This is a genomic window from Burkholderia sp. IDO3 (assembly GCF_003366075.1).
In the GTDB taxonomy this organism is placed as follows: domain Bacteria; phylum Pseudomonadota; class Gammaproteobacteria; order Burkholderiales; family Burkholderiaceae; genus Burkholderia; species Burkholderia anthina.
In genome coordinates, this window is sequence record NZ_CP028962.1 from 841,387 (window position 1) to 866,461 (window position 25,075).

The following is a 25,075-nucleotide window of genomic DNA, read 5'->3' on the forward strand; positions in this document are numbered from 1 at the left end:
CGGTCTCGACGGCGGCGCAGCGACGTGCGGACTAGGGGATTGCCCGATGTATCGTGCGTGCCGTACGACACCAGCATACTGCGGCTCGGGAAATTTGGCATCCCGTACGTGCATTCGTTGCAAAAATGCGTGCGCATCGCACGATGCAGTCAATGGCCGTCGCGATTCGCGCGCGACGCGTCGGCCGGCGGCGTATCGCTCGCGGCGCCGCGCAGCAGCCACTCCGGATGTTGCTCCAGATCAGCGGCCAGCGCACGCAGCGCGCTCGAGGTTCGCGTGAACTGCGCGAGCGCGCGGCGCACACTGGATGCGGGCGCATCCTCCTGCCCCAGTATCGCTTGCGCGGTCGTGAACGCATGTCGCGCGGCGCCGAGCGCGTCGCGTGCCTGCGGTGCGAGTTCGGTGTCGAGTTGCGCGAACAGCGCACGGGTGTTCGCGAGGGCCGCGTCGACACGCACGCCCATGCGATCGAGCGGCATGCGCGAAAGGGTGCCGGCGATGTCGGCAATGTGCACGCGCAGCACGTCGAGCGTGCCGGGAACGGTCGGGAGTGCGATCGGTAGCCGATCGGTGTCGACCGATGCGGGCGGCGCGTTCGGGAACATGTCGAGCGCGACGTACGACCGGTTCGCAATCAGGTTGCCGACGCGCAATTGCCCGCGCAAACCGCGCGCGACGAGCGTGCGCAGCAGCGCCTTGCCGGCGTCGGTGTCGCCGTTGCCGAGTGCGTCGCGGTAGCGCTGGCCGAGGCGATCGGGATAGAGCGCCATCGTCACGCGCATCGTGACGCTGCCGCGCCGCGCATCGTATTCGGTGCCGACGGCCGTCACGGTGCCGAGTTCGATGCCGCGAAAATCCACCGGCGCGCCGACGTCGAGGCCGCGCAGCGAGCGGTCGAACCGCATGACGACCGGTGCAGCCGGTGCGTTGGGCGTGCGCATCGCATCGATTTCATCGTCGGCCACGCGAAAACGCGCACCGTCGGGCGCCGCGACGATGGTCGTGCGTCCGGGTGGCGCCGCGAATGCGAGACCGCCGGCAAGCATCGCGGCGAGCGACGGCGTGCCGAGCTTCATCCCGCCCGCATCGAGCTGCAGGCCGACGCCGCCCGCCTGCCACCAGCGTGCGTCGGCATCGACGTAGCGATCGAACGGCGCGGCGATGAACACCGCGATCGATACGCCGCGCCCGCCCGCATCGAGCGTATAGCCCGTCACCTGGCCGACGCGCGCGCGCCGGTGATACACCGGCGCGCCGACGCCGACCGAGCCGAGCGAGCTCGCGTGCAGCAGGTAGCGGCGCCCGTTGCCGTCTTCGTCGACGGGCGGCGCATCGAGCCCGGCGAACCCCGTGCGCGGTTCGCGCGAGCGGCCGAGTGCCGCCGCGATATACGCGCCCGACAACAGGGTATCCAGACCGGAAATGCCGCCCGGGCCGATGCGCGGCCGCACGACCCAGAAGCGTGTATCGGCGCTCGCCAGTGCATGCGCGTCGGCGTTCAGCCGCACGTCGACCCGCACGCCCGGTTGCCCGCGCAACGCACGGACGCGCGTGACGCGCCCGACTTCGACGTTGCGCAACCGCAGCGTCGAGCGGCCGGCTTCGAGCCCGTCGGCCGTTGCGAACGCGATCGTGATCGTGATCGTCGGGCCGCGCTGGCCGAGCAGCGCGACGCCCCAGGCGACGAAGAACGCCGCGGCCGCGAGCGGCACGATCCAGATCGCTGCCCGCGGCCAGTTGCGGCCCATCCGCGCGAGGACGGCGAGCGCCGCCCGCCGCGCATCAGTCGAATTGCGCGACGAGTGCATCCGCACCCTTGTCGATACCGGTTTTCGCCGCGCTCAGCGCGCCGAAGCTCGCGCCGATGTTCATCGCATTCGGATACTGCTTCGTCACGTATGCGTTGATCAGCCGGTTGGTTGCAGCGTCGCGAATCTCCACCGCATAGATGACCGAGCCCGTGAAAGCGCCTTCGCGGCCGCGAATCGCCTGCACGCCGTTGTAGAGATTGCCCGCGAGGTCGAAGTGCGCGAACGCGCCGGCAAAGGCCGTCGTCGTTACCGCGCCCGTGAGCGTCAGTTTCACGCGCAGCGTGTCGGGGCCCGGCGTGCTCGTCAGCTCGAAGCGCTTGCCGAGCTTCTTGGCGAACGTGTCGCCCATGTACGCGGCGAGCGTCGTCTTGTCCTCATCGGTCAGTTCTCCGAACTGATTGTCCGTGCCGCGGTACACCGCCACCGGATCGAGAATCAGTTTCCGGTAGCGGTGCCAGTCGGCGGGCAGCGTGTAGCGATACGGCACGCGGCCGGATTTGTCCTGCGGATCGCTGCGCAGATAAGGGGACGATTCGATGCCCGTATAACGGGCAGGCTGGACCCCGGCGCATCCGGCGAGCGCGACGCAGAGCGCAACGCGGGTCAGATGGCGGGAAGTGATCGAGCGATTCATGCATATCTCCGGGTCGGTTTCGCGCCGGGGAGCGGTGCGAAGGGTGGTACGGCAGGCGGTATTGCCACGGCAGGTTTCCACAAAAAAACCGACTAGGCGGTTTGTTTTTGAGGCGGGGTTACCCCATGAATTCGGGGCGCGACGCGGCTGTCCAGCATCGATCGTCGGCCGGACAGCCGCGCTGGGGGCGGCATTCGCATGCCCGGGGGCGGTGCGCGAACGTGCTCACGCTCCGGCCGCGGGCGATGCGGGAGCCGATCGTAGCACTGCCGTTTTTGGATGTAAACCGACCAGGCGGTTTGTTTGTGATAGACTCCGCGCACTTCCTGCATGCGGCGTGCGCCAGCTCGGTTGCATTCGCATTGCGTCATTCCATACCGGGGAAAGCTCATGGACAACCCGACGCGTTCCGAGCGGACGCGCACTGCCGCGATCCAGGCGGCGCTCGCGATTCTCGAGCGCGACGGCCCGGGCAAGCTCACGTTCGATGCGATTTCGCGCGAAAGCGGCATCAGCAAGGGCGGGCTGATGCACCAGTTCCGCACGAAAGGCGACGTGCTGAATGCGCTGATGGAGCATCAGCAGGCGTACTACGAACGCTTTCAGCGCGATTACCTGGCCACGCGCGATCCGGACGAAGCCCAGCCGACGCTGTCCGCACAGATCGCGACGATGCGCGAGGTGATCGACCAGCAGCCATCGGCGGCGCTCGCGATCATGGCCGCGCTCGTCGAGGATCCCGAGCCGTTGCAGAAGGTGCGTGAAACCGATGCGAAGAACGTGCAGCGCATCGCCGCCGAATCCGACGATCCCGATCTGGCGCTGCTGCGGTGGAAGGCGGCGTGGGGCATCGCGCTATCGGCGATGTTCGGGCTGTGTCCGCTGTCGGCCGACGAGCGCGCGCGGCTGTTCGACCGGCTGCTCGACGAGACGCAATGGCCGGCCGGCGCGGCGGCCGGCGCGAAGCGCCGCGCGCCCGCGGCGAAATCGTCGCGCAGAAAATGAAGCGCACGTTCGTCGCGTGCGGTGCGGCGCTTGCGCGTTTCGCACGCTCGCTGCTCGCGGTCGTGCTCGGGCGGCTCTGACGCCTGCGCGCCCGCTCAGGCTTTCGTGTGCGCGCCTTTGACGAACGGTTTCGCAATCGACGGGAATTCCCGCTGAAGCGACACCCCGGTACGGTCGGCCAGCGCAGCATCGCTGCGAGATAAAGGTGATGGAACCACGTCGCGAGCCGGTCGGCGCGACAGCGCCGCGTCCAGCGCCCCGGTTTGCCGGCCGGCCGCGATCAACGGCTGCCACATGCATGCGATGTGCGCTCCGGCGCGCGCTGACGCGCCGGCCGCGGCTTCCCGCGCCCCCGTCTGGATCAGAAATGCCCGGTGAACCGATAGCGGCTGCCCGGGTGCCAAAGATTGGCGACCGCCGCGACCATCCCCTGCGACCACGTGCGCCGATGCAGCAACAGGCAGGGTTCGCGTTCGTCCATCGTCAGGTGGCGGCGCGTTTCCGTATCGGGCATCGCGGCCTCGATCCGGTATTCGACACGCTGCAGCGGCGCGACGCGCGTCAGGTACTGGTTCGGCGTCGTCGTCGTGAAGTCCTGCAACGCGTATTCCGGTGCGCAGACCGGACTCACCCAGCGCTCTTCGAGCTGCACGGGCGTGTCGTTCTCGAAGTGCAGCACGCGCGAATGGAAGATCGCGCTGCCGGTGTCGAGCTGCAGCTCGTCGGCGAGCTTCGCATCGGCGACGGCCGCGCCGACTTCCAACACCTGCGCGCGATAGCTGTGGCCGCGCGCGGCGACTTCGTCCGAGATGCTGCGGATCGCGACCAGCGTCGATTCGTATTTCGGTGACGCGACGTACGTGCCGGAGCCGCGCGTGCGCGTGAGCACTTGCTCGGCCGTCAGCTCGCGCAGCGCGCGGTTGACCGTCATCCGCGCGACGTTGAATTCGCGCGCGAGCTCGTTCTCCGACGGCACCTGGTCGCCTTCCGCCCATTCGCCGGCATGAATGCGCGCGAGGATGAAGTCCTTGATTTCCTGATAGATCGGTGTGGTCATTGCATTGCTGTTCAAGAGCCGGCGGCTGTCCGGGGCCGGTGAATGATCTCCGTTCGCGCGCGTCGCGTCCATGCGGGATTGCGCAGGGCATGCGGTCTGGCCGACAAGTATAGACAAGTCGACGGAGCATGCCGTCCGACTGGCCGAGCGACGGGGCGAAGGGGCGAGGGCGGTGCTACCGTCCGGACGTGCCATCCGTCCGTCCGGCCGCGAGCGCGGCCTGCATCGTCCGCAGCGCATCGGCGATCGCCGTGCATTGCGCGTCGATGTCGTGATCCCACTGCGCGCTTTCGACGAGCAGCACGCGCAGGTCCTGACAGTGTTCGACGAGTTGCGACGGGCCGAGCACCGCCAGCCCGCCGGCGAGACGATGCAGCCACCGTTCGAGTCGAGCGGTGTCGCGTGCGCAGACGATCGCGCCGAGTTCCGACAGATCGGTCCGGACCTGTTCGATGAAGACCGCGGCGTATTCCGCCGGCACGGTCGGGTGCATCGGCGGCACCGCGTCGTCGTCGAGTGCCGTTGCCGTGCCGGACGGACCGGCCGGCGGCGCGGTGCCTTCGAGAACGTTCGCCAGCGTCGCGAGCGGCACGGGCTTGGTCAGGTAGTCGGTGAAACCGCGTGCGCGGCCTTCGGCGATGTCCTCCGGGCGGGCGCTGGCGCTGACCGCGTAGATCGGCAGGCGCATTCCGGCGTTGCGGATCGCATGCAGCAATGCGAAGCCGTTCATCACCGGCATGTCGATATCGGTCAGCACGACGTCGACAGGGGTCTTGGCCAGCAGCGCGAGCGCTTCCTCGCCGTTGCCGGCTTCCTCGACCCGCGCGCCGAGCGTCGTGAGCTGATCGCGCAGCAGGCTGCGGTTGAGCAGGTTGTCTTCGGCGATCAGCACGGTCAACGTATCGAAGCGCTGCCGCGCGGCAGGCGGCGACGCGCCGTGCGCGGCTGCCCGCGCGGCCCGGCGCCGATGGTCGGGCCGCGCGAGCTGCGCGGCGGCCTTGATGCCGATCGGGCTGAACAGGGACACGACTACGCTGCCGTCGTCGATGGCGCGCGGAACCAGCGGGCCGTCCTGCGTGGCCAGCACGACCGAGTCCGGTTTGTCCCACCACGCAAGGATGTCGGCGGCCGCGAATTCGTCGGTGGCGATCAGGTAATCGTAGGCGTCCGGTTCGAGCCGTTGCCGCAGGTCCGACACGACGACCGGCGCGGACGCCTCCGGGTCGAACAGGCCGGTCAGCCATTCCTGGTATTCGGGCGCGCGGCAGAGCAGGACGGGCCGCCTGGCCGGCAGCGTCCACTCGGACGACGGTACGGCGGGGTCCTGCGTTCGCAGCGGCAATTCGACGACGATCCGCGTGCCGACGCCGACGGTGCTGTCGAGCGAGATATGCCCGTTCATCAGCGCGCAGAGGCGCGAGCAGATCGACAGGCCGAGACCGGTGCCCCGCGCCTGGGTCAGCCGGTTGCTGTTGCCTTGCGTGAACGGCTGGAACAGCCGCGTCTTGAGCTCGTCGGGAATGCCGATGCCGGAATCGACGACGCTGATCTCGAGTTTCAGCTCGACCCAGCGCGCGCGCAGCACGATCTTCCCCGACTGCGTGAACTTGAAGGCATTGCTCAGCAGGTTGGTGACGATCTGCGATACCCGTACCGGATCGAAATACAGCGGCGTCGGGATGGCGCGGTCGAAGACCGTGAAGAAGCGCAGCCCCTGCTGCGTCGCCAGATGCGCATACGACGACGCGATGCGGCACAGCAGGTCGGTGATCGACGTCCATTCCTCGCTCAGGCTCAGTTCGCCGACGTCGATCTTCGAGAAATCGAGGACGTCGTTGACGACCTGAAGCAGCCCTTTCGCCGATACCTGCATGGCGCGCACGCGCGCCTGCTGCTCGGCCGCGAGCGGCCCCAGCGCGACGAGTTCGATATTGCCCACGAGCGATGCGAGCGGCGTCCGGATTTCATGGCTCATCGACGCGAAGAAGTTCACCTTCGCGCGGGCGGCTTCCTCGCTCGTGCGCTTGGCTTCGCGCAGCAGACGTTCGGCGCGATGATGCTCGGTCATGTCGGTGATCGCGCAGAAGAACACCTCCTCGCGGTTGAGCACGGCCGGCGCATAGGTGACCTCGAGATGCATGCTGCCGACGTCGTGGCGCTCCAGCGACAGCGTGAACTGGAAGATATGCGTGCTGCCGCGCGTCGCCAGGTCCTGCCGGCGCACGCCGAACTGGTTCGCGAGCGCGTCCGGCAGGCGCGTGTCGGACGGCTGCAGCCCCAGCACGTTGCGCGCGATCTGGTTGGCCACCATGATTTCCATGTTGGCCTTGCGCGCGACGCACAGGCCGACGGGGGTTGCCTGCACGAGCAGATGGTTGAGCATCTCGTTCTCGAGCGCGCGCGATGCTTCGGAGTACGTCCGGGTCAGGAAGCGATAGTTCCAGTAGCGGAACATCGCGAGCAGCAGCACGATCAGCGCGGCGGTGACGGACAGGATCAGAATCAGCTCGAAGTGCATCGAGCGGAGCTGCTGTTCCCACGGCAGCACGTAGATCATGTGCCCGAAGCCGGGAACGGCCGCCGGGCGTCGCAATGCCCAGCCGAACTTGGGGATCCAGTGGAACGATCCATCGGTATGGTTCGTCAGTGCCGCGTTGACGGCCCGTGCGGCGGCGGTTTCCGATGCGGGGACGAGCGGCGTGCCTTCTTCGTCGATCGCGATCGGCGTCGGTGTCGACAGATCGGCGATCTGCGACTGCAGCACTTCGCGCAGGTCCATGCTGGTCAGCGCGACGGCATACACGGCATCGCCTTTCGTGACGAGCGAGGCCGCCACCATCACCGGCATGCCGTTCTTGCCGTGCTCGGGCAGCGCGACCCAGACGACGCGCTTCGCGCGCGCCGCGACGATCGGTTCGTAGCCGCGCGCGCGAAACCGTTCGAACACGATGTCGACGAGCTTGCGCACCGACGCTTCGGCAGACGCGGGCGCGGGCACGGGTGTAGGTGGGGGCGGCCATGCATTGAACAGATGCCCGTAGGCTGCGCTGCCGTCGGCCAGAATCATCTCCACGCCGCGACGGCGGCCGGCGGCGGACAGGAGCTGCACGGCTTCGTCGCAGCTTTCGCGCAGCGTGACGGCGTCGTTCGACGTGGCCGGCAGTGCCGGCGTGCAGTTATGCGGGAACGATTGCTGGCGCGATGCGAGTATGCCGTTCGCGCGCAGTTCGAGCACCATGTTCGCGGTCAGCAGCGCACTGCGCAGTTGCAGGACCGCATCGGCCGTATCCTGCTCGTACGCTTGGGCGATCTGCTCTTCGTGGCGCAGCGAGTTCGACAGGCGCGCGGTGATCGTGATCGCCGCCGCCGCGATGGCCGCGAAGATCAGCAGCACGATCACCATCGAGAAGACCCGGCGCTCGCGCTTGAGATTGTTCTCCAGCGAATAGAACGAGCGCAGCGGCGATTCGTCGAAGTCCTTCAGGAAATTCTGCATCAGACGAGCCCCTGCTCGCGCGCATAGGCGATCAGGTCGGCGTTGGTCGTTACGTGGAGCTTTCGCATGGCCGAGCGCTTCTGCGTCGATACCGTCGTGATGGACCGGTTCAACTGGCGCGCGATGTCGGTCAGCGACGTGCCGAGCGCGAACAGCCGGACGATCTCGAGCTCCTTCGGCGACAGTCTCGACGAGATCGCGCCGACCGCGAGTTCGCCGGCCTGCGCCAGCCGCGCGGCCATGCCCGGCGACAGGTACGGGCGGTTGGGGCCGGGCGCGAGCGTGCAGGTCTTTTCGAGCGCGGCCAGATCCTCGTCCTTGCCGACGAGTCCGGCAACGCCCATCTGGCAAAGCCGGTGCAGGATGCCGCCGTTCGTCAGCATCGTGAAGACGACCACGGGGATGGATTCGTGAAGGCGCCTGAGCTTCTCGATCAGCCGCAGGCCGTCCTCGTCGGGTTCCGACTGCTGCATCGTGAAGTCGGTGACGATCAGGTCGCAGGCCTGTTCGGTCAGTATTCGCACGAGGTCGTGGCCCGAGCCGACGTCCGCGACCACCTTGAAGCCCGGTAGCGCGTTGATGGCGCGGATGACGGCGAGCCGGGTGATCGGATGATCATCCGCTACGACGACCCGAGTGTCCTGAAATACCGTCATGTCGACGCTCCGTGGGGCGCGGCTGCGATGCGGCCGTCCGATGGCACTGCCATCCGGGCGCCGCGTGCGTGGCGAGACTGCACAGACTTTGCGTGCTTTTTTCGAGAAAGGCAAGCCGGACGCCGGCGCCTGGATGCAGGCGGCGGTCGCCACGCAGGCCGCGTCGGGCATTCGTCGCGGTGCGCTAGCGGCACGGCGGCTTGCCGGCCGGGCAATGCACGCCCGCGCCGGTTGTGCGGCGGGTGCAATCGATATTGAAGCAGTTCACACGAAAGCCGTTCTCGTCGCCCTGCGGGTGATAGCACGGTACGGTTCGCATCCAGATGAAATCGAGCGGCGGCGTGGCCGTTTCCGGTTCCGGCTCGCGGTGTTCCGCCGGTGTGAGCGTGTCGCGCGGCGGCGCGAAGCGGGCCGACGCGATGCCGGCGATGCCGAACACGGCCGCCGTCAGGCTCATGCTGACGATGAGCAGCATCGATGCCGCGCCCAGCCACCTTTCGACCGAGCCGAAATACCAGACGCCGAACAATACCGTACAGAACAGCAGAAAGAATACCGGCAGCAGGAATAGCGCGAAGCTGGCCAACCATTCGCAGATCACGAATATGCGCTCGCGGCGGCTGCTACGACGAGTCCATGAAATCATAGCGGGAATCGGAGTCGGAATAATCGGTCGAGCAGACGGCCTGAAGAGGGCGTGGCGACGAGGTATGCGAAATAGACGGCGCGCAGTTTGGATTAAATCGATCTCGAATAAATAGTGTTATGAGATTTTAAGGTGCACGGTGCCGGCTGGAAATCGAATAAATTCGAAAATCAGGCGGCGCTATTGACGGCGTGCTAAAGCTGCCGGTCGGCACGACGCCGGCGGCATCGACACGGTTTTCCAGGAGCCAAAGCATTACCGGGCCGGCCTCGCGCGCCGGTGAAATACGGGTGCGACCGATTTTTCGGGCGCATTGCCGAGGCATATTTGACAGTTTATGACACATCTTTCGAAGAAGTTCTATATCTCGAAATTGCTCGGGACGATATCTTGATTGTCGATGGATATGCCGAGTTTCAAGTGATTGCTGCGTTTCGGGTAAACGCATCACTTGTTCAGGATTTATTCGATATTAATCGGCGCTCATCCAAATCGGCTACCGCAGATTGCGTTTCCAGTCTTTTGCGCGAGTCGTCCTGCCAACGTGATCGGCATGCCGATCCCGGGTTCCCGTGGGGATTTGCCGGGTGGTCCGGAATTTTGCTTCGTTGGTCGTTAATTGGTCTTCGCCGGGCGCCGGAAACGGGATGCGGCGGCAAATACAGGGATGTTGTCATGAATCGAATCTTTCGAGTGGTATTCGATCGGGTGCGCGAAGCGTGGGTCGTCGTGAGCGAGCAGTGCTCGGCCAGGGGCAAGCGGAGCACGTCGGTGCGTGCGGGCGATGCGCGTCGTGTCGGCGCGGCGGACGAGCATGCCGCCGTGTTCCGGTTGTCGGCGCTGGCCGGCGTCGTCGTGCTGACGTCGATGCCGACAATCGCGTTTTCGAACGATGTGGCGTATTTCAACGACGGCACCGACGCGTCGTGTACCGCGGTGACCGATTCGAGCGGAACGTGGCAGGCGAACAATTCCGCATGCCAGATGGCGATCGGCGCCGCGAGCAACCAGGCCAGTTTTGCAGCCGTCGGGTCGAGCCTGCATATGGTGCTGAACGGCAACGGGCTGTTCCTCAACGTGCCGATGGAAGTCTACGGCACCGGCAACCTGATCCACGGCAGCTTGAGCCTGTTCAGCGTCGACGGCGTGACCGCGAATGCCCTCACGGGCGTCGCGAACGGCAACGTGGCCGCGAACAGTTTCGACGCCGTCAATGGCGGGCAGTTGTTCAGCCTGTCGACGAGCGTCTCGACGGGTTTAAGTACGACGAACGGGACGGTGGCGAGCTTGTCGACGTCGACGGCTGAGAGCGTTGGCTCGCTGTCGACGGGTCTGAGCGCGACGAACGACACGGTGACGAGTCTGTCGACGTCGACGGCAACGAGTGTTGGTTCGCTGTCGACAGGCCTCAGCACGACGAACGACACGGTAACGAGTCTGTCGACGTCGACCGCGACGAGCGTTGGCTCGTTGTCGACGGGTCTGAGCGCGACGAACGACACGGTGACGAGCCTGTCGACCTCGACGGCAACGAGTGTTGGCTCGCTGTCGACAGGTCTGAGCACGACGGCCGAGAGCGTTGGTTCGCTGTCGACGGGCCTGAGCACGACGAACGACACGGTGACGAGCTTGTCGACGTCGACGGCCACGAGTGTCGGTTCGTTGTCGACGGGCCTGAGCACGACGAACGATACGGTGACGAGCCTGTCGACGTCGACCGCGACGAGCGTCGGTTCGTTGTCGACGGGTCTGAGCACGACGAACGACACGGTGACGAGCCTGTCGACGTCGACCGCGACAAGCGTTGGTTCGCTGTCGACGGGGCTGAGCGCGACGAATGACACGGTCACAAGTTTGTCGACCTCGACCGCGACGAGCGTTGGTTCGTTGTCGACGGGGCTGAGCGCGACGAATGACACGGTGACGAGCCTGTCGACCGCGACTTCGACGAGCGTCGGTTCGCTGTCGACGGGCCTGAGCACGACGAACGACACGGTCACAAGTCTGTCGACCTCGACCGCGACGAGCGTTGGTTCGTTGTCGACGGGTCTGAACACGACAAACGACACGGTGACGAGTCTGTCGACGTCGACTGCAACGAGCGTTGGTTCGCTGTCGACAGGGCTGAGTACGACGAATGACACGGTGACGAGTCTGTCGACCTCGACGGCCACGAGCGTTGGCTCGCTGTCGACGGGGCTGAGCGCGACGAACGACACGGTGACGAGTCTGTCGACCTCGACGGCCACGAGCGTTGGTTCGCTGTCGACGGGGCTGAGCGCGACGAACGACACGGTGACGAGCCTGTCGACCTCGACCGCGACGAGTGTTGGCTCGCTGTCGACGGGGCTGAGCGCGACGAACGTTACGATGACGAGTTTGTCGACCGTGGTTTCGAACTCCGTCCAGTATGACGATGCGACTCACGCGAAAGTGACGCTGGGCGGTATCGGCGCAGCGGCACCGGTAACGCTGTCCAATGTCGCGGCGGGTGTGGATTCGACCGATGCGGTAAATATGGGGCAGCTTACGTCGCTTTCGACCGCGACTTCGACGAGCGTCGGTTCGTTGTCGACGGGTCTGAGCACGACGAATGACACGGTGACGAGTCTGTCGACCTCGACGGCCACGAGCGTTGGTTCGCTGTCGACGGGGCTAAGTACGACGAACGACACGGTGACGAGCCTGTCGACGTCGACGGCTGAGGGCGTTGGCTCGCTGTCAACCGGTCTGAGCACGACGAATGACACGGTGACGAGCCTGTCGACGTCGACGGCAACGAGTGTTGGTTCGCTGTCGACGGGTCTGAGCACGACGAATGACGCGGTGACGAGTCTGTCGACCTCGACGTCCACGAGCGTTGGTTCGCTGTCGACGGGGCTGAGTACGACGAACGACACGGTGACGAGCCTGTCGACGTCGACCGCGACAAGCGTTGATTCGTTGTCGACGGGTCTGAGCACGACCAACGACACGGTGACGAGCCTGTCGACGTCGACTGCGACGAGCGTTGGTTCGTTGTCGACGGGTCTGAGCACGACCAACGATACGGTGACGAGCCTGTCGACCTCGACGGCCACGAGCGTCGGCTCACTGTCGACGGGCCTGAGCACGACGAACGATACGGTGACGAGCCTGTCGACCTCGACGGCCACGAGCGTTGGCTCACTGTCGACAGGTCTGAGCTCGACCAACGACACGGTCATTAGCCTGTCGACCTCGACGGCCACGAGCGTCGGCTCACTGTCGACGGGCCTGAGCACGACGAACGATACGGTGACGAGCCTGTCGACCTCGACGGCCACGAGCGTTGGCTCACTGTCGACGGGCTTGAGCACGACGAACGATACGGTGACGAGTCTGTCGACCTCGACGGCCACCAGCGTTGGCTCACTGTCGACGGGCCTGAGCACGACCAACGACACGGTGGCGAGTCTGTCGACCTCGACCGCGACGAGCGTTGGTTCGCTGTCGACGGGTCTGAGCACGACGAACGACACGGTGACGAGTTTGTCGACTTCGACGGCTGAGGGCGTTGGCTCGCTGTCAACCGGTCTGAGCACGACGAACGACACGGTGACGAGTCTGTCGACCTCGACTGCGACGAGCGTTGGTTCGCTGTCGACGGGCTTGAGCACGACGAACGATACGGTGACGAGCCTGTCGACGTCGACTGCGACGAGCGTCGGTTCGTTGTCGACGGGCCTGAGCACGACGAATGACACGGTGACGAGTCTGTCGACCTCGACGGCCACGAGCGTCGGTTCGTTGTCGACGGGTCTGAGCACGACGAACGATACGGTAACGAGCCTGTCGACGTCGACGGCAACGAGTGTTGGTTCGCTGTCGACGGGTCTGAGCACGACGAATGACGCGGTGACGAGTCTGTCGACCTCGACGTCCACGAGCGTTGGTTCGCTGTCGACGGGGCTGAGTACGACGAACGACACGGTGACGAGCCTGTCGACGTCGACCGCGACAAGCGTTGATTCGTTGTCGACGGGTCTGAGCACGACCAACGATACGGTGACGAGCCTGTCGACCTCGACCGCGACGAGCGTCGGTTCGCTGTCGACGGGTCTGAGCACGACGAACGATACGGTGACGAGCCTGTCGACCTCGACGGCCACGAGCGTTGGCTCACTGTCGACGGGCTTGAGCACGACGAACGACACGGTGACGAGTCTGTCGACGTCGACCGCCACGAGCGTCGGTTCGTTGTCGACGGGCCTGAGCACGATGAACGACACGGTGACGAGCCTGTCGACGTCGACTGCAACGAGTGTTGGCTCGTTGTCGACGGGTCTGAGCACGACGAACGACACGATCACGAGCCTGTCGACGTCGACGGCAACGAGTGTTGGTTCGCTGTCGACGGGTCTGAGCACGACGAACGACACGATCACGAGCCTGTCGACCTCGACGGCCACGAGCGTCGGTTCGTTGTCGACGGGCCTGAGCACGACGAATGACACGGTGACGAGTCTGTCGACCTCGACGGCCACGAGCGTCGGTTCGTTGTCGACGGGTCTGAGCACGACGAACGATACGGTAACGAGCCTGTCGACCTCGACGGCCACGAGCGTTGGTTCGCTGTCGACGGGCCTGAGCACGACGAACGACACGGTGACGAGTCTGTCGACGTCGACGGCCACGAGTGTCGGTTCGTTGTCGACGGGTCTGAGCACGACGAACGACACGATCACGAGCCTGTCGACGTCGACGGCAACGAGCGTCGGTTCGTTGTCGACGGGCCTGAGCACGACGAACGACACGATCACGAGCCTGTCGACGTCGACCGAAGCCGGCCTCGGCTCGCTGTCGACCGGCCTCAGCACCGTAACCGGTTCGGTCAGCAGCCTGAGTACGAGCCTGTCCAGTATCCAGGCAGCAGTCGGCAATACCGTGTCGTACGACAGCGCGGCGATGGACAGCGTGACGCTTGGCGGCGTGGGGGCGGCCGCGGCGGTGCGTCTGACGAACGTCGCGGCGGGCGATCTGTCCGCGACCAGCACCGATGCGGTGAACGGCAGTCAGTTGTATGCGCTGCAGAGCCAGTACGACGCGCTCGGCACGCAGGTTTCGGCGATCAACACGACGATCGCCGCGATGCAGACCGTGTCGGGCTCGGCATCGAACGAAAACAGCACGGCGATGGGCGTCGACTCGACGGCGTCGGGGGCAAACAGCACCGCGACGGGCGGCAACGCCACGGCGACAGGCGACAACGGAACCGCGACGGGCGGCAACGCGCAGGCAACGGGCGACAACAGCACGGCAACCGGCGGCAATGCGCTGGCATCGGGCGGCAACAGCACGGCAACCGGCGGCAACGCGCAGGCGTCGGGCGACAACGGCACGGCAACCGGCGGCAATGCGGTGGCATCGGGCAGCAACAGCACGGCAACCGGCGGCAATGCGATCGCCTCTGGCGAGAACGGCACGGCGACGGGCGGCAACGCGATCGCATCGGGCAGCAACAGCACGGCGACCGGCGGCAATGCGATCGCCTCCGGCGAGAACGGCACGGCGATGGGCGCCAACGCGGTGGCGAGCGGAGCGAACAGCACCGCGATCGGCCAGAACGCGACGTCGTCGGGGGCGAACTCGGTCGCCCTGGGTGCGGGCTCCGTCGCGAGCGCACCGAACACGGTGTCGGTCGGCTCGCCCGGCAACGAGCGGACGATCAGCAACGTTGCGCCGGGCGTCAACGGCACCGATGCGGTCAACGTCAACCAGTTGAATCAGGCAATGGGCACCATGCAAGGCCAGATCAACGAGGTCGCGAAGAACGCGTATTCGGGCATCGCCGCGGCGACCGCGCTGGCGATGATCCCGTCCGTCGACCCGGGCAGGACGCTGTCCGTCGGCATCGGCGGCGGATCGTATCGCGGGCAGCAGGCCGTCGCGCTCGGGGGCACCGCGCGGATCACGCAGAACATGCAGGTCCGCGCCGGAGTCGGCTTGAGCGGCAACGGCACGGCGGTTGGTGTCGGCGCGTCCTATCAGTGGTGATCGCCCGCCCCGCCCGCGGCGGGGCGGCCGCGGCAGCAGGCAGATGCCGCGGCTCGGGCTGCTGACGAACCCCGCGTTTTTCGAAACGCGGGGTTTCGTTTTTCCGGAACCCGGGCGGGAGGCGGCCGCATCGGTCATCTCGGCCAGGAAGTATAGACAGGCTCGCCGACCGTGCCGCCAGCCGGCCTGCGCACCGGGAAAGCCGGAATTCAGCGCGGCGTAATCTGTAATTAATTGAAATGCATGACTATTCCTGACCCACGGTCATAATCCGCCGACAATTAGAGATAAACACGGATTGCTGGCACCGGCCCGGAAAAGGCAAAGTTGTATGTACAACTTGGGTGCCGTCAAACGGACGGCTCCCGGGTTGGAAGGGTTCACGGCGGCGACGCCCGGCGGGACCCGCGCCCAGTTTGCCTATGACAGGAACGCCATGAAGAAACTCGCGCTCAGTATTGCCCTTGCCTGCATCGCGGTCGGTGCCCACGCCAAGGATTGGTCGACGATCCGGTTCGGCGTCGACGCCAGCTATCCGCCGTTCGAGTCGAAGGACGCAAGCGGCAAGGTCGTCGGCTTCGACGTCGATCTCGGCAACGAAATCTGCGCGCGCCTGAAGGCGAAATGCGTGTGGGTCGAGAACGACTTCGACGGAATGATCCCGGCGCTGAAGGCGAAGAAGTTCGACGGCGTGCTGTCGTCGATGTCGATGACGCCGGCGCGCGCCGAGCAGATCGCGTTCTCCGACAAGCTGTTCAACACGCCGACGCGCCTCGTCGCGAAGAGGGGCTCGAATCTCCAGCCGACGGCCGAATCGCTGAAGGGCAAATCGGTCGGCGTCGAGCAGGGCACGATCCAGGAAACCTATGCGAAGACCTACTGGGCGCCGAAGGGCGTGCAGGTCGTGCCGTATCAGAACCAGGACGGCGTGTACCAGGACCTGATGTCCGGCCGTCTCGACGCCGCGCTGCAGGACGCGGTGCAGGCCGACCTCGGTTTCCTGAAGACGCCGCGCGGCGCGAACTTCCAGTTCGCGGGCGGCGACATCGACGATCCGAAGACGCTCGGCAACGGCGCCGGCATCGGGCTGCGCAAGGACGACGCCGACCTGAAGGCGAAGCTCGACCACGCGATCGCCGACATCATCAAGGACGGCACGTACAAGAAGCTCGAGAAGAAGTACTTCGCATTCGACGTCTACGGCGGCTGATCGCCGATGCGGCGCGCATCGGCTGCGGCGCGCGCCGCGTCAGTTCCCGGGTGCCACTTGCTTCGCATGGTGCGTCTGGCTTGATGAGTGGACGGCATCAGGTCGTGCGCAGATATCGTTTGATGCGTGGTTAATGGCTATTGACAATCCAGCCACATCGTTCTGGACCCCTTACATGATCTTCCAAGGATTTGGCCCGCTGCTGTGGGCCGGCACGGTCGAGACCGTGAAGCTCGCGGTGCTGTCGCTGGCCGCGTCGCTGATACTGGGTCTCGCCGGCGCCGCCGCGAAACTGTCGACCAACCGCGTGCTGAAGTCGGTCGGCACGTTCTACACGACGCTGATCCGCGCGGTGCCCGACCTCGTGCTGATGCTGCTGCTGTTCTACGGGATCCAGATCCTGCTGAACAACGTGACCGACATGCTGGGCTGGGACCAGATCGACATCGATCCGTTCGTCGCCGGCGTGATCACGCTCGGCTTCATCTACGGCGCGTACTTCACCGAGACGTTTCGCGGCGCGTTCCTCGCGGTGCCGCGCGGCCAGCTCGAAGCGGGCTTCGCATACGGGATGAGCGGCTGGCGCGTGTTCCACCGGATCCTGTTCCCGCAGATGATGCGCTTCGCGCTGCCGGGCATCGGCAACAACTGGCAGGTGCTCGTGAAGGCCACCGCGCTGGTGTCGATCATCGGCCTTGCCGACGTGGTGAAGGCGTCGCAGGACGCCGGCAAGAGCACGCTCGATTTCTTCTTCTTCACGCTCGCGGCCGGCGCGATCTACCTCGCGATCACGACGGTGTCGAACGTCGTGCTGCACCACCTCGAGAAGCGTTATTCCGTCGGCGTCCGGAGGCTTGCACTGTGATCGAAATCATCAGCCAGTACTGGCAAAACTATCTGTACACCGACGGCTACCGCTTCAGCGGCCTCGCGATCACGCTGTGGCTGCTGGTCGTGTCGATCGCGCTCGGCTTCGCGCTGGCCGTGCCGCTCGCGATCGCGCGCGCGTCGTCGAACCGCTGGATCTCCGGCCCGGTGTGGCTCTATACGTACGTATTCCGCGGCACGCCGCTCTACGTGCAGCTGCTGATGTGCTACACCGGCATCTACAGCCTGCAGGTCGTGCACAACCACGTGCTGCTCGACACGTTCTTCCGCAACGCGATGAACTGCACGCTGCTCGCGTTCGTGCTGAACGAATGCGCGTATGCGACGGAGATTTTCGCGGGGGCGATCAAGGCGACGGCGGCCGGCGAGATCGAGGCCGGCATGGCCTACGGGATGTCGCGCTTCAAGCTCTATACGCGCATCATCTTGCCGTCCGCGCTGCGCCGCTCGCTGCCGAGCTACAGCAACGAAGTGATCCTGATGCTGCACGCGACGACGCTCGCGTTCACCGCGACCGTGCCCGACATCCTGAAGGTCACGCGCGACGTCAATTCCGCGACGTACATGTCGTTCCAGGCCTACGGCGTCGCAGCCGTGCTGTACGCCATCGTCGTGTTCACGCTCATCTGGGCATTCCGCAAGCTCGAGACGCGCTGGCTCGCGTACCTCTCGCCGCGTGGCCACTAACGCATTCGCAAGATTCGCAACGAAGGACCAAGCATGTACAAGCTCACCGTTGAAAACCTCCACAAGAAGTTCGGCGACAACGAAGTGTTGAAGGGCGTGTCGATGAAGGCGAAGGCCGGCGACGTGATCAGCATCATCGGCTCGAGCGGCTCCGGCAAGAGCACGTTCCTGCGCTGCATCAACTTCCTCGAACAGCCGTGCTCGGGGCAGATCACGATCGGCAGCGAGCCGATCCAGACCGCGCGCGACCGCAACGGCTCGCTGCGCGTGGCCGACCAGAAGCAGTTGCAGCGGATGCGCACGAAGCTGTCGATGGTGTTCCAGCACTTCAACCTGTGGGCGCACATGACGGTGCTCGAGAACGTCATCGAGGCACCGATGGCCGTGCTCGGGGTCGGCAAGGACGAAGCCATCGCGCGGGCCCGGAAATATCTGGAGAAGGTCGGCTTGCCGACGCGCGTCGAGAGCATGTATCCGTCGCACCTGTCGGGCGGCCAGCAACAGCGCGTGGCGATCGCGCGGGCGCTCGCGATGGAGCCCGAAGTGATGCTGTTCGACGAGCCGACCTCGGCGCTCGATCCGGAACTGGTCGGCGAAGTGCTGAAGGTGATGCAGAAGCTCGCCGAGGAAGGCCGCACGATGGTCGTCGTCACGCACGAGATGGGTTTCGCGCGCAACGTGTCGAATCACGTGATCTTCCTGCACCAGGGGAAAATCGAGGAGGAGGGCGATCCTCAGGAGATTCTGGTGAACCCGAAGAGCGAACGGCTCGGGCAATTCCTGTCGGGACGCCTGAAGTAAGCTTGCAGTAATGTGTGCCGCATGCGCGTCGGCCCGGCGCTCGCGTGCGGCACACGCCGGTTTTTTGTGCCTTCCTTTATGGCTGCGCGATGACATCCATCGTCGCGAAGTCTCCCCGTTCCTCCGTCACGAGCACGTCCGCTCGCCCCGCCGCCGAAAGCATCGAAAGACTGTGGGCATTCGATGTCAAACATCGTCAATTCAGCGCAAGCGCGGTACACCGGGATCCGTTGACCGGCGTTAAGGAGATACCAGCCGGATGACCGGCTGACCTACCCGGGAGAGTTCCATGAACCGCATCGCGAAGATTCTGACCGCCACGGCACTGGCTTGCGCCGTTCTCGTTCCGGCACTTGCCGAGGCGCATTCGCACCGTGTGTGCCATTTCGATCACCACCACCACCGCGTGTGCCGCTGGGTGCGGTAATCGCGTAATCGCGACTTTCCTCGGGTGCGCCCGGGACGCTGTCGACATTCAGGCAAATCAGGAGAGGAAATGAAAAAGACGATGTTGATCGCCGTGCTCGCTGCCGGCATGGGGCTGTCGCTCGGTGCGTTCGCTCAGGTTCCGGCCAGCGCGCCGGCCGGTACGACCGGCCTGTGCAAGGACGGCTCGTTCTACTCGGGCGCGTCGAAGAAGGGCGCATGCGCGGGTCACAAGGGGGTGAAGACGTGGTACGGCGCGTCGGCGGCCGCGGCAGCCAGCGCACCGGCCGCGGCTGCGCCTGCCACGGCGGCTTCGACGTCCGCCGCTGCAACCGCGACGACCGCACCGGCGACGACCGCGGCAGCCGGCGGCGGCGCAGGCAAGGTGTGGGTCAACGACAGCACCAAGGTCTATCACTGCTCGACCGACAAGTACTACGGCAAGACGAAGCACGGCAGCTACATGTCGGAAGCGGATGCGAAGGCGAAGGGCTTCCATCCGTCGCACGGCAAGGCCTGTTCGTAAGCCGGCCGCGCGACGTACGTCGCGCGTTGCCTGCAGTCCGGCAGGACTCGCGCCCCGCCACCTCGGCGGGGCGCTTTTTATTGCGCCGCCGCGAACGTGCATTCGCGCCGGCGCGCACTTTCGATTCCGCTACACGGGATGCGCTGAAATCGGTTTCGTGATGCCGTCCGGCGACGATATATAAATTCCGATATGTCGAACATCTGAAAGCGGCGATGCGATTCCGCGCCCGCGTGCCGATAACCCGAACTGGCTCAGACCGAGCGGTTATCGAGGGTACCCCATGCATTTCTGGCGCAAGCTTTCCATTCAGAACAAGCTGATTCTCAGCATGACGAGTTGCCTGCTCGTATTTGTCGCAATTTCGAGCGGGTTGAGCGTCCGTTTGATCGGCGATGCGGTGCGCGATCGCGTCGTGCGCGACGAGCTGCCGACCGCCGTGAACGGCATTCGCGCCGACGTGCAGCGGCAGATGGCCGGCCCGATCGCGGCGTCGCGCATGCTCGCGCGCGATGCGTTCCTGCTGCAGTGGGAAGCCGACGGCGAACCCGACGCCGGCACGCGCAACTGGATTCAACTTGCGAAGAACGTGAAGGACGAGCAGAAGGCGGCGTCCGTGCAGTGGGTGTCGCTGAAGAGCGGCAACTACTACAACGAAGCCGGCCTGCAGCGCAAGGTCACCGACAAGGATCAGTGGCTGACCACCTTCCTCGCGTCGGGCAAGCCGTTCGACGTGAACATGGATCACGAAGTCACCGTCGGCGGCTACATGATGTTCATCAACAGCCGCGTCGAGCTCGACGGCGTGCCGGTCGGCGCGGCCAGCATGAGCCTGTCCGTCGATGCGCTCGCGAAAGGGATCGCCGCGTACCGGATCGGCGACACCGGATTCGCGTATCTCGTGCGGCCCGACGGCGCGATCATGATGCATCGCGATACGTCGCTGATCGACGGCAGGCATTTCCTGAAGGATGAGCCGGGCCTGCCCGGCGATGCAGCGTCGACGCTGCTGGCCGGCAAGCCGTATGCGTACCTGAGCTACGACGGCGACGGCGGCGCGCGTTTCATCGCGACGTCGTTCATCCCGGAGCTGGATGCGTACGTGGTCGTCGAGGTGCCGCAGGTGGAGTTGCTCGGCCCGGTGACGCGCGCGATTCGCAGCGCGGCGCTGGTCGCGGCGGTGGTGGGCCTCGGGGTGGCGCTGATCGTGATCTGGCTGGTCGGCCGCGCGATCGCCGCGCCGATCCGGCGTGCGGCGACGCTGCTGTCCGAGATCGCGAGCGGCCAGGGCGACCTGACGCGCCGGATGACGGTCGAGAGCGAGGACGAGATCGGGCAGCTGTCGGATGCGTTCAACCGCTTCGTGTCGTCGTTGTCGACGCTCGTTCACCGGATCCGTGCGGCTTCCGCGTCGATCGCGACGGGCTCGGCGCAGATCGCGTCGGGCAATGCGGATCTCAGCGAACGCACCGAAGGGCAATCGGGCAACCTGGAGCGCACGGCGTCGTCGATGGAGGAGATCACGGCCGTCGTGCGCAACAACACCGAAACGGCGACGACGGCCGCGAAGCTGATCACCGGCGCATCCGATACGGCGGCGCGCGGCGGGCAGGTCGTCGGCGAAGTCGTGACCACGATGGAGCAGATCAGCGACGCGTCGCAGCGGATCTCCGAGATCATCGTGATGATCGACAGCATCTCGTTCCAGACCAACATTCTCGCGTTGAATGCGGCGGTCGAGGCGGCGCGCGCCGGCGAGCAGGGGCGCGGGTTTGCGGTCGTCGCATCCGAAGTGCGCAATCTCGCGCAGCGCAGCGCGCAGGCGGCGAAGGAAATCAAGGCGCTGATCGAGCACAGCGCGGGAACCGTGAACGCCGGATCGCGGCTCGTCACCGAGGCGGGTAGGGTGATGAGCGATGTCGTGTCGCAGGTGCGGGGCGTCAGAGCGATGATGAGCGAGATCGCCGAAGCGAGCCTCGAGCAGAGCGCCGGCATCGACCAGATCGGCGACGCGGTGCAGTCGCTCGACCAGATGACGCAGCAGAACGCGGCGCTGGTCGAGGAGAGCGCGGCGGCCGCGGAAAGTCTGAAGCAGCAAGCGGCGGAACTGACGCGACTGGTATCGGCGTTCAAGGTGGACGAGTGAATTCCGCGCGACGATAGAATGACGCGTTTCTGAGGGACGGCTGCCGCGGGTGCGCGGCGGCCGTTTTAGCGATCGGCGCGGGATTCGGTGACGTCATAAAAATGAAGCGCATTTCACGATTGAAGGTCGGTGTGGGGGCCGCGGTGGCGGCGGCGGTGCTCGCCGGGGTCGGGGTGAAGGTGATCGCATCGCCGGCCGATTCGTATCTCGCCTACCGGAAGAAGGCCGCGGCGGCCGTGACGGCGGCCCGAACGGAAGATCGGGCGGGTCTCGACAAACAGTACACGGCCGACGTGAATGCCCGGCTTGCCAAGCTGATCGGCCCGGTTCGGGCGAGAGGGTTTGCCGCGGCGTCCGAGAGCACGGTGCAGGGCGTCGGCCCCGTCGACGGGATGCAGCCGGGGCCGGACGGGCTGGCCTTCAAGTCGGAAGACGGCAAGACGAATCTCGTCGTGACGACGGTTCCGCTGTTGAAGGCCTGGGCCGCTACCGCGGACGCGGGCATCGAGCCGACCGACGAGGTCGCCACGATGTTCGACAATGAAACGCTTTACACGGAGGTATTCGGCGACGATGCCGCCGCGTTTCGCTTCGCCGAGTTACCCGTCAAGCGGCAGCCGGCCGACGGCGTGGTGAAGGCGTGGCTGCTCGGTGAAAGCCAGGACGGCGTGCCGGACGGGCCGGACACGCTCGCCGTGTCGGTCCGGGAGGGCCAACGCGTGTATATCCAGTGGAAGCGCGTGACGCTTCGTCCGATCGCGGCGTGCAGCGCGGCGCGCGTGCCCGAGGACGCGCGGCAGGCGTGTTTCGCCAAACAGGTGGTGTCGCAGCGGATTTATCAACGGCTGGTCGCGCAGGCGCAATCGATGGCCGATGCGGTGGTGCGATAGCGGACGGCGACTTGCCGTTCGAACCAACGCCTTCGTCGATCGTGCGGGGCGGCAGCGACGCGCCGGCGCCGGCGAGGAGTACGCATCGCCGCTCGCGCCGGGCGCCGACGCCGTCACGTGACCGGTCTGATGGTCGATGATCGCCCGAGCCCGGAATCCCGATGAATCGAATTCGTGCGAAGATCGACCATCCATCCCGGAAGCCGAGACCGTCGTGATCCGATCGAACCCCGAGGGCAACCCGCAAGCTGCCCACCCGCCGTGGATGCCGGTCGCGCTGGCCGAGCTGGGCATCCGCCGGTTCCCGCCCGGCAGCATCAATCCGCGCATCGTCGAATACAACAACCATACGAACCTCGTCGGCTACGACGACAAGATTTCGTGGTGTTCGTCGTTCGTCAACTGGTGCATGACGCATGCCGGGATTCGCGGCACGGGTTCCGCGCTCGCGCGTTCGTGGCTCGAATGGGGGCGCCCGCTCGAGCGTCCGGTGTACGGCTGCATCGCCGTCCTGACGCGCGACGACCCGGCGAGCTGGAAGGGCCACGTCGGCTTCTATCTGCGCCACGACGACGCACACGTGCATCTGTTCGGCGGCAATCAGCTGGAAGCGGTGCGCGAGCTCGCGTATCCGGTCGGCGAGGTGATCGGATACCGGTGGCCCGACGCCGGCTGAACGCACCGTCCGCATCGATCCATTCCGAGTTCGCCGGCACGCCAGGTCATGGCGCCCGAACTCCCACCCACGAGGAGCCTGCAGTGCAAACCGGTCATCTCCGTCTCTACGCGGACGCGCAATACGCGAGCCCCTACGCGATGTCCGTGTTCGTCGGGCTCGAAGAAAAATCGCTGCCCTACGATCTGGTGACCGTCGATCTCGGCAACCGCGCGCATTTCGCGCCCGACTACGCGGCGACGTCGCTGACGCAGCGCGTGCCGACGCTCGTGCACGACGACTTCGCGCTGTCGGAATCGTCGGCGATTACCGAGTATCTGGACGATATCTTCGCGGGCGAGCGGCTCTATCCGGCCGATCCGCGCCAGCGCGCGCGGGCGCGGCAGGTGCAGGCGTGGCTGCGCAGCGACCTGATTCCGGTGCGCTCGGAGCGGTCGACCGAAGTGCTGTTCTACGGCCCGTCGAGCGAGCCGCTGTCGAACCTCGCGCGGATCGCCGCGCAGAAACTGTTCGCCGCTGCCGACAAGCTGCTTGCGCCGGGCGCGGCGAATCTGTTCGGCGCGTGGAGCATCGCCGATGTCGACCTGGCCGTGATGTTGAACCGTCTGGTGCTGAACGACGATCCGGTGCCGCAGCGGCTCGCCGACTATGCGCGTGCGCAGTGGGAGCGGCCGTCGGTGCAGCGCTGGGTGAAGCTGAAGCGGCCGCCGCTGTAACGCGCGCCGCGCGTCCGGCGGCCCGCACGTGGTGAAAATCGGCATGCTACAGTGAGCCGGCCCGCGTTCTTCGCCTGAATAATTCATCCGAATCCTCCCGAACCGCCATGAGCTATCTTCCCCAACTCGCCGCAGTCGGCGGCGTGATGTTGCTGGCCTGCGTCAGCCCCGGCCCCGATCTGATCGCGGTGTCGTCCCACGCGCTCGGCAACCGCCGCGCGGGGCTGCTGGCCGCGTTGGGCATCGCGTCGTCGCACGCGGTCTGGGCCGCGATGGCGATTTTCGGGCTCGGGCTGATCGTCGCGAAGCTCGCATGGCTGTACGAGGCGATTCGCATCGCCGGCGCCACGTACCTGATCTATCTCGGCATCAAGTCGCTGTCGAGCCTGCGCCAGTCCGCGCAACAGCCCGAATCCGCGAGCCGGCCGGCCGTACGCGGCGGCGTGCACGCCTATCGGAAAGGGCTGCTGGTCGGCCTGACGAACCCGAAGGCCGCTGCATTCTTCGGCAGCCTGTTCGTGACGCTGCTGCCCGCGCACGCGCCGGCCTGGGTGCACGGCGCGACGCTGGGCGTCGTGGTTGCCGTGTCGCTGACGTGGTTCTGCACGGTCGCCGTGCTGTTCTCGACGAATCGCGTGCAAGTCGGCTACGCGAAACTGCGCAAGCCGATCGACGCGGTGATGGGGACGATCCTGCTGGGGCTCGGCGCGAAGCTGGCGCTGGACCGGTAACGGCGTGATGCGCGTTGCCGCCGATCGAACATCCCGGATGAGCGCTTGACGAGCGGGA

The 25,075-nt window shown here is 65.9% G+C and carries 20 protein-coding genes and 2 pseudogenes; 14 read left to right on the top strand and 8 right to left on the bottom strand.

The genetic code is table 11. The features are described from left to right. Window positions 1–149: 149 nt before the first annotated feature. Window positions 150–1,808 (bottom strand): MlaD family protein, encoded by a 1,659-nt coding sequence (locus DCN14_RS03930; protein ID WP_240327265.1) that lies wholly within the window; start codon window positions 1,806–1,808, stop codon window positions 150–152. Beyond that, window positions 1,783–2,445 carry a DUF3313 domain-containing protein gene (locus tag DCN14_RS03935; RefSeq protein ID WP_096505672.1) on the bottom strand — a complete coding sequence of 221 codons (663 nt, stop codon included), beginning with the start codon at window positions 2,443–2,445 and terminating at the stop codon, window positions 1,783–1,785. The genes DCN14_RS03930 and DCN14_RS03935 overlap by 26 nt, the downstream gene beginning before the upstream one ends. A gap of 390 nt (window positions 2,446–2,835) precedes the next feature. Between DCN14_RS03935 and DCN14_RS03940 the strand changes: the two genes are divergently transcribed. Then, window positions 2,836–3,450, top strand: a complete 615-nt coding sequence (locus DCN14_RS03940) for a TetR family transcriptional regulator (protein WP_096505670.1) — start codon at window positions 2,836–2,838, stop codon at window positions 3,448–3,450. 95 nt (window positions 3,451–3,545) lie between these two features. Here the strand turns inward: DCN14_RS03940 and DCN14_RS03945 are convergent. The 5 genes and pseudogenes from DCN14_RS03945 to DCN14_RS03965 all read right to left on the bottom strand — a co-directional run. Next, window positions 3,546–3,764: pseudogene (locus DCN14_RS03945) on the bottom strand (TetR/AcrR family transcriptional regulator); the annotation flags it as partial. A gap of 47 nt (window positions 3,765–3,811) precedes the next feature. Then, entirely contained in the window at window positions 3,812–4,507 is a 696-nt protein-coding gene (gene hutC, locus DCN14_RS03950) for a histidine utilization repressor (protein WP_096505668.1), read from the bottom strand. Between the two features lie 175 nt (window positions 4,508–4,682). Beyond that, the gene (locus DCN14_RS03955) at window positions 4,683–8,003 is read right to left on the bottom strand and encodes a hybrid sensor histidine kinase/response regulator (protein WP_096505666.1); all 3,321 of its coding nucleotides are present in this window, start codon (window positions 8,001–8,003) and stop codon (window positions 4,683–4,685) included. After that, window positions 8,003–8,659: a response regulator transcription factor gene (locus tag DCN14_RS03960; RefSeq protein ID WP_096505664.1), complete on the bottom strand. Its 657-nt coding sequence runs from the start codon at window positions 8,657–8,659 to the stop codon at window positions 8,003–8,005. Before DCN14_RS03960 ends, DCN14_RS03955 begins: the two co-directional genes overlap by 1 nt. Window positions 8,660–8,843: 184 nt before the next feature. Then, on the bottom strand, window positions 8,844–9,305 hold the full coding sequence (locus DCN14_RS03965) for a hypothetical protein (protein ID WP_143331686.1): 462 nt from the start codon (window positions 9,303–9,305) through the stop codon (window positions 8,844–8,846). 675 nt (window positions 9,306–9,980) lie between these two features. On the opposite strand from DCN14_RS03965, the pseudogene DCN14_RS39105 reads away from it, so the two are divergent. Then, window positions 9,981–11,842: pseudogene (locus tag DCN14_RS39105) on the top strand (ESPR-type extended signal peptide-containing protein); the annotation flags it as partial. Here the strand turns inward: DCN14_RS39105 and DCN14_RS39110 are convergent. Next, entirely contained in the window at window positions 11,729–14,086 is a 2,358-nt protein-coding gene (locus DCN14_RS39110; RefSeq protein ID WP_346265274.1) for a hypothetical protein, read from the bottom strand. The pseudogene DCN14_RS39105 and the gene DCN14_RS39110 sit on opposite strands and share 114 nt — an antisense overlap. On the opposite strand from DCN14_RS39110, the gene DCN14_RS39115 reads away from it, so the two are divergent. The 12 genes from DCN14_RS39115 to DCN14_RS04020 all read left to right on the top strand — a co-directional run bounded on the left by DCN14_RS39115 (window position 14,049) and on the right by DCN14_RS04020 (window position 25,017). Beyond that, entirely contained in the window at window positions 14,049–15,320 is a 1,272-nt protein-coding gene (locus tag DCN14_RS39115) for a YadA-like family protein (RefSeq protein WP_239007881.1), read from the top strand. The two genes, DCN14_RS39110 and DCN14_RS39115, sit on opposite strands and share 38 nt — an antisense overlap. A gap of 436 nt (window positions 15,321–15,756) precedes the next feature. Further along, the gene (locus DCN14_RS03975; RefSeq protein WP_096505658.1) at window positions 15,757–16,530 is read left to right on the top strand and encodes an ABC transporter substrate-binding protein; all 774 of its coding nucleotides are present in this window, start codon (window positions 15,757–15,759) and stop codon (window positions 16,528–16,530) included. Between the two features lie 175 nt (window positions 16,531–16,705). Beyond that, complete coding sequence (locus DCN14_RS03980) at window positions 16,706–17,395, top strand: ABC transporter permease (RefSeq protein WP_096505656.1); 690 nt, start codon at window positions 16,706–16,708, stop codon at window positions 17,393–17,395. Continuing rightward, on the top strand, window positions 17,392–18,105 hold the full coding sequence (locus DCN14_RS03985; protein ID WP_096505654.1) for an ABC transporter permease: 714 nt from the start codon (window positions 17,392–17,394) through the stop codon (window positions 18,103–18,105). Before DCN14_RS03980 ends, DCN14_RS03985 begins: the two co-directional genes overlap by 4 nt. A gap of 33 nt (window positions 18,106–18,138) precedes the next feature. Then, on the top strand, window positions 18,139–18,906 hold the full coding sequence (locus DCN14_RS03990) for an ATP-binding cassette domain-containing protein (RefSeq protein WP_096505652.1): 768 nt from the start codon (window positions 18,139–18,141) through the stop codon (window positions 18,904–18,906). A 289-nt stretch (window positions 18,907–19,195) separates the two neighbouring features. Next, complete coding sequence (locus DCN14_RS38360) at window positions 19,196–19,333, top strand: HHHH-motif protein (protein ID WP_006488624.1); 138 nt, start codon at window positions 19,196–19,198, stop codon at window positions 19,331–19,333. Between the two features lie 69 nt (window positions 19,334–19,402). Continuing rightward, window positions 19,403–19,858 (top strand): DUF3761 domain-containing protein, encoded by a 456-nt coding sequence (locus DCN14_RS03995; RefSeq protein ID WP_096505650.1) that lies wholly within the window; start codon window positions 19,403–19,405, stop codon window positions 19,856–19,858. A 283-nt stretch (window positions 19,859–20,141) separates the two neighbouring features. Then, window positions 20,142–22,004 carry a methyl-accepting chemotaxis protein gene (locus DCN14_RS04000; protein ID WP_096505648.1) on the top strand — a complete coding sequence of 621 codons (1,863 nt, stop codon included), beginning with the start codon at window positions 20,142–20,144 and terminating at the stop codon, window positions 22,002–22,004. A gap of 101 nt (window positions 22,005–22,105) precedes the next feature. Next, complete coding sequence (locus DCN14_RS04005) at window positions 22,106–22,894, top strand: hypothetical protein (protein WP_096505646.1); 789 nt, start codon at window positions 22,106–22,108, stop codon at window positions 22,892–22,894. 214 nt (window positions 22,895–23,108) lie between these two features. Continuing rightward, the gene (locus DCN14_RS04010) at window positions 23,109–23,570 is read left to right on the top strand and encodes a TIGR02594 family protein (protein WP_240327267.1); all 462 of its coding nucleotides are present in this window, start codon (window positions 23,109–23,111) and stop codon (window positions 23,568–23,570) included. A gap of 83 nt (window positions 23,571–23,653) precedes the next feature. After that, a complete protein-coding gene (yfcF, locus tag DCN14_RS04015; RefSeq protein WP_096505642.1) occupies window positions 23,654–24,286 on the top strand; it encodes a glutathione transferase in 633 nt (210 codons plus the stop codon). A 107-nt stretch (window positions 24,287–24,393) separates the two neighbouring features. Continuing rightward, a complete protein-coding gene (locus DCN14_RS04020) occupies window positions 24,394–25,017 on the top strand; it encodes a LysE family transporter (protein WP_096505640.1) in 624 nt (207 codons plus the stop codon). Window positions 25,018–25,075: the final 58 nt, after the last annotated feature.

Excerpts from the sequence above, each read along its gene's own strand:
- DCN14_RS04005 (WP_096505646.1), top strand. The coding sequence starts at position 22,106 with ATGAAGCGCATTTCACGATTGAAGGTCGGTGTGGGGGCCGCGGTGGCG.
- DCN14_RS03960 (WP_096505664.1), bottom strand. The coding sequence starts at position 8,659 with ATGACGGTATTTCAGGACACTCGGGTCGTCGTAGCGGATGATCATCCG.
- DCN14_RS03940 (WP_096505670.1), top strand. The coding sequence starts at position 2,836 with ATGGACAACCCGACGCGTTCCGAGCGGACGCGCACTGCCGCGATCCAG.
- hutC (WP_096505668.1), bottom strand. The coding sequence starts at position 4,507 with ATGACCACACCGATCTATCAGGAAATCAAGGACTTCATCCTCGCGCGC.
- DCN14_RS03955 (WP_096505666.1), bottom strand. The coding sequence starts at position 8,003 with ATGCAGAATTTCCTGAAGGACTTCGACGAATCGCCGCTGCGCTCGTTC.
- DCN14_RS03975 (WP_096505658.1), top strand. The coding sequence starts at position 15,757 with ATGAAGAAACTCGCGCTCAGTATTGCCCTTGCCTGCATCGCGGTCGGT.
- DCN14_RS04000 (WP_096505648.1), top strand. The coding sequence starts at position 20,142 with ATGCATTTCTGGCGCAAGCTTTCCATTCAGAACAAGCTGATTCTCAGC.
- DCN14_RS04020 (WP_096505640.1), top strand. The coding sequence starts at position 24,394 with ATGAGCTATCTTCCCCAACTCGCCGCAGTCGGCGGCGTGATGTTGCTG.
- DCN14_RS03965 (WP_143331686.1), bottom strand. The coding sequence starts at position 9,305 with ATGATTTCATGGACTCGTCGTAGCAGCCGCCGCGAGCGCATATTCGTG.
- DCN14_RS03990 (WP_096505652.1), top strand. The coding sequence starts at position 18,139 with ATGTACAAGCTCACCGTTGAAAACCTCCACAAGAAGTTCGGCGACAAC.
- DCN14_RS03935 (WP_096505672.1), bottom strand. The coding sequence starts at position 2,445 with ATGAATCGCTCGATCACTTCCCGCCATCTGACCCGCGTTGCGCTCTGC.
- DCN14_RS03980 (WP_096505656.1), top strand. The coding sequence starts at position 16,706 with ATGATCTTCCAAGGATTTGGCCCGCTGCTGTGGGCCGGCACGGTCGAG.
- DCN14_RS38360 (WP_006488624.1), top strand. The coding sequence starts at position 19,196 with ATGAACCGCATCGCGAAGATTCTGACCGCCACGGCACTGGCTTGCGCC.
- DCN14_RS03995 (WP_096505650.1), top strand. The coding sequence starts at position 19,403 with ATGAAAAAGACGATGTTGATCGCCGTGCTCGCTGCCGGCATGGGGCTG.
- DCN14_RS03930 (WP_240327265.1), bottom strand. The coding sequence starts at position 1,808 with ATGCACTCGTCGCGCAATTCGACTGATGCGCGGCGGGCGGCGCTCGCC.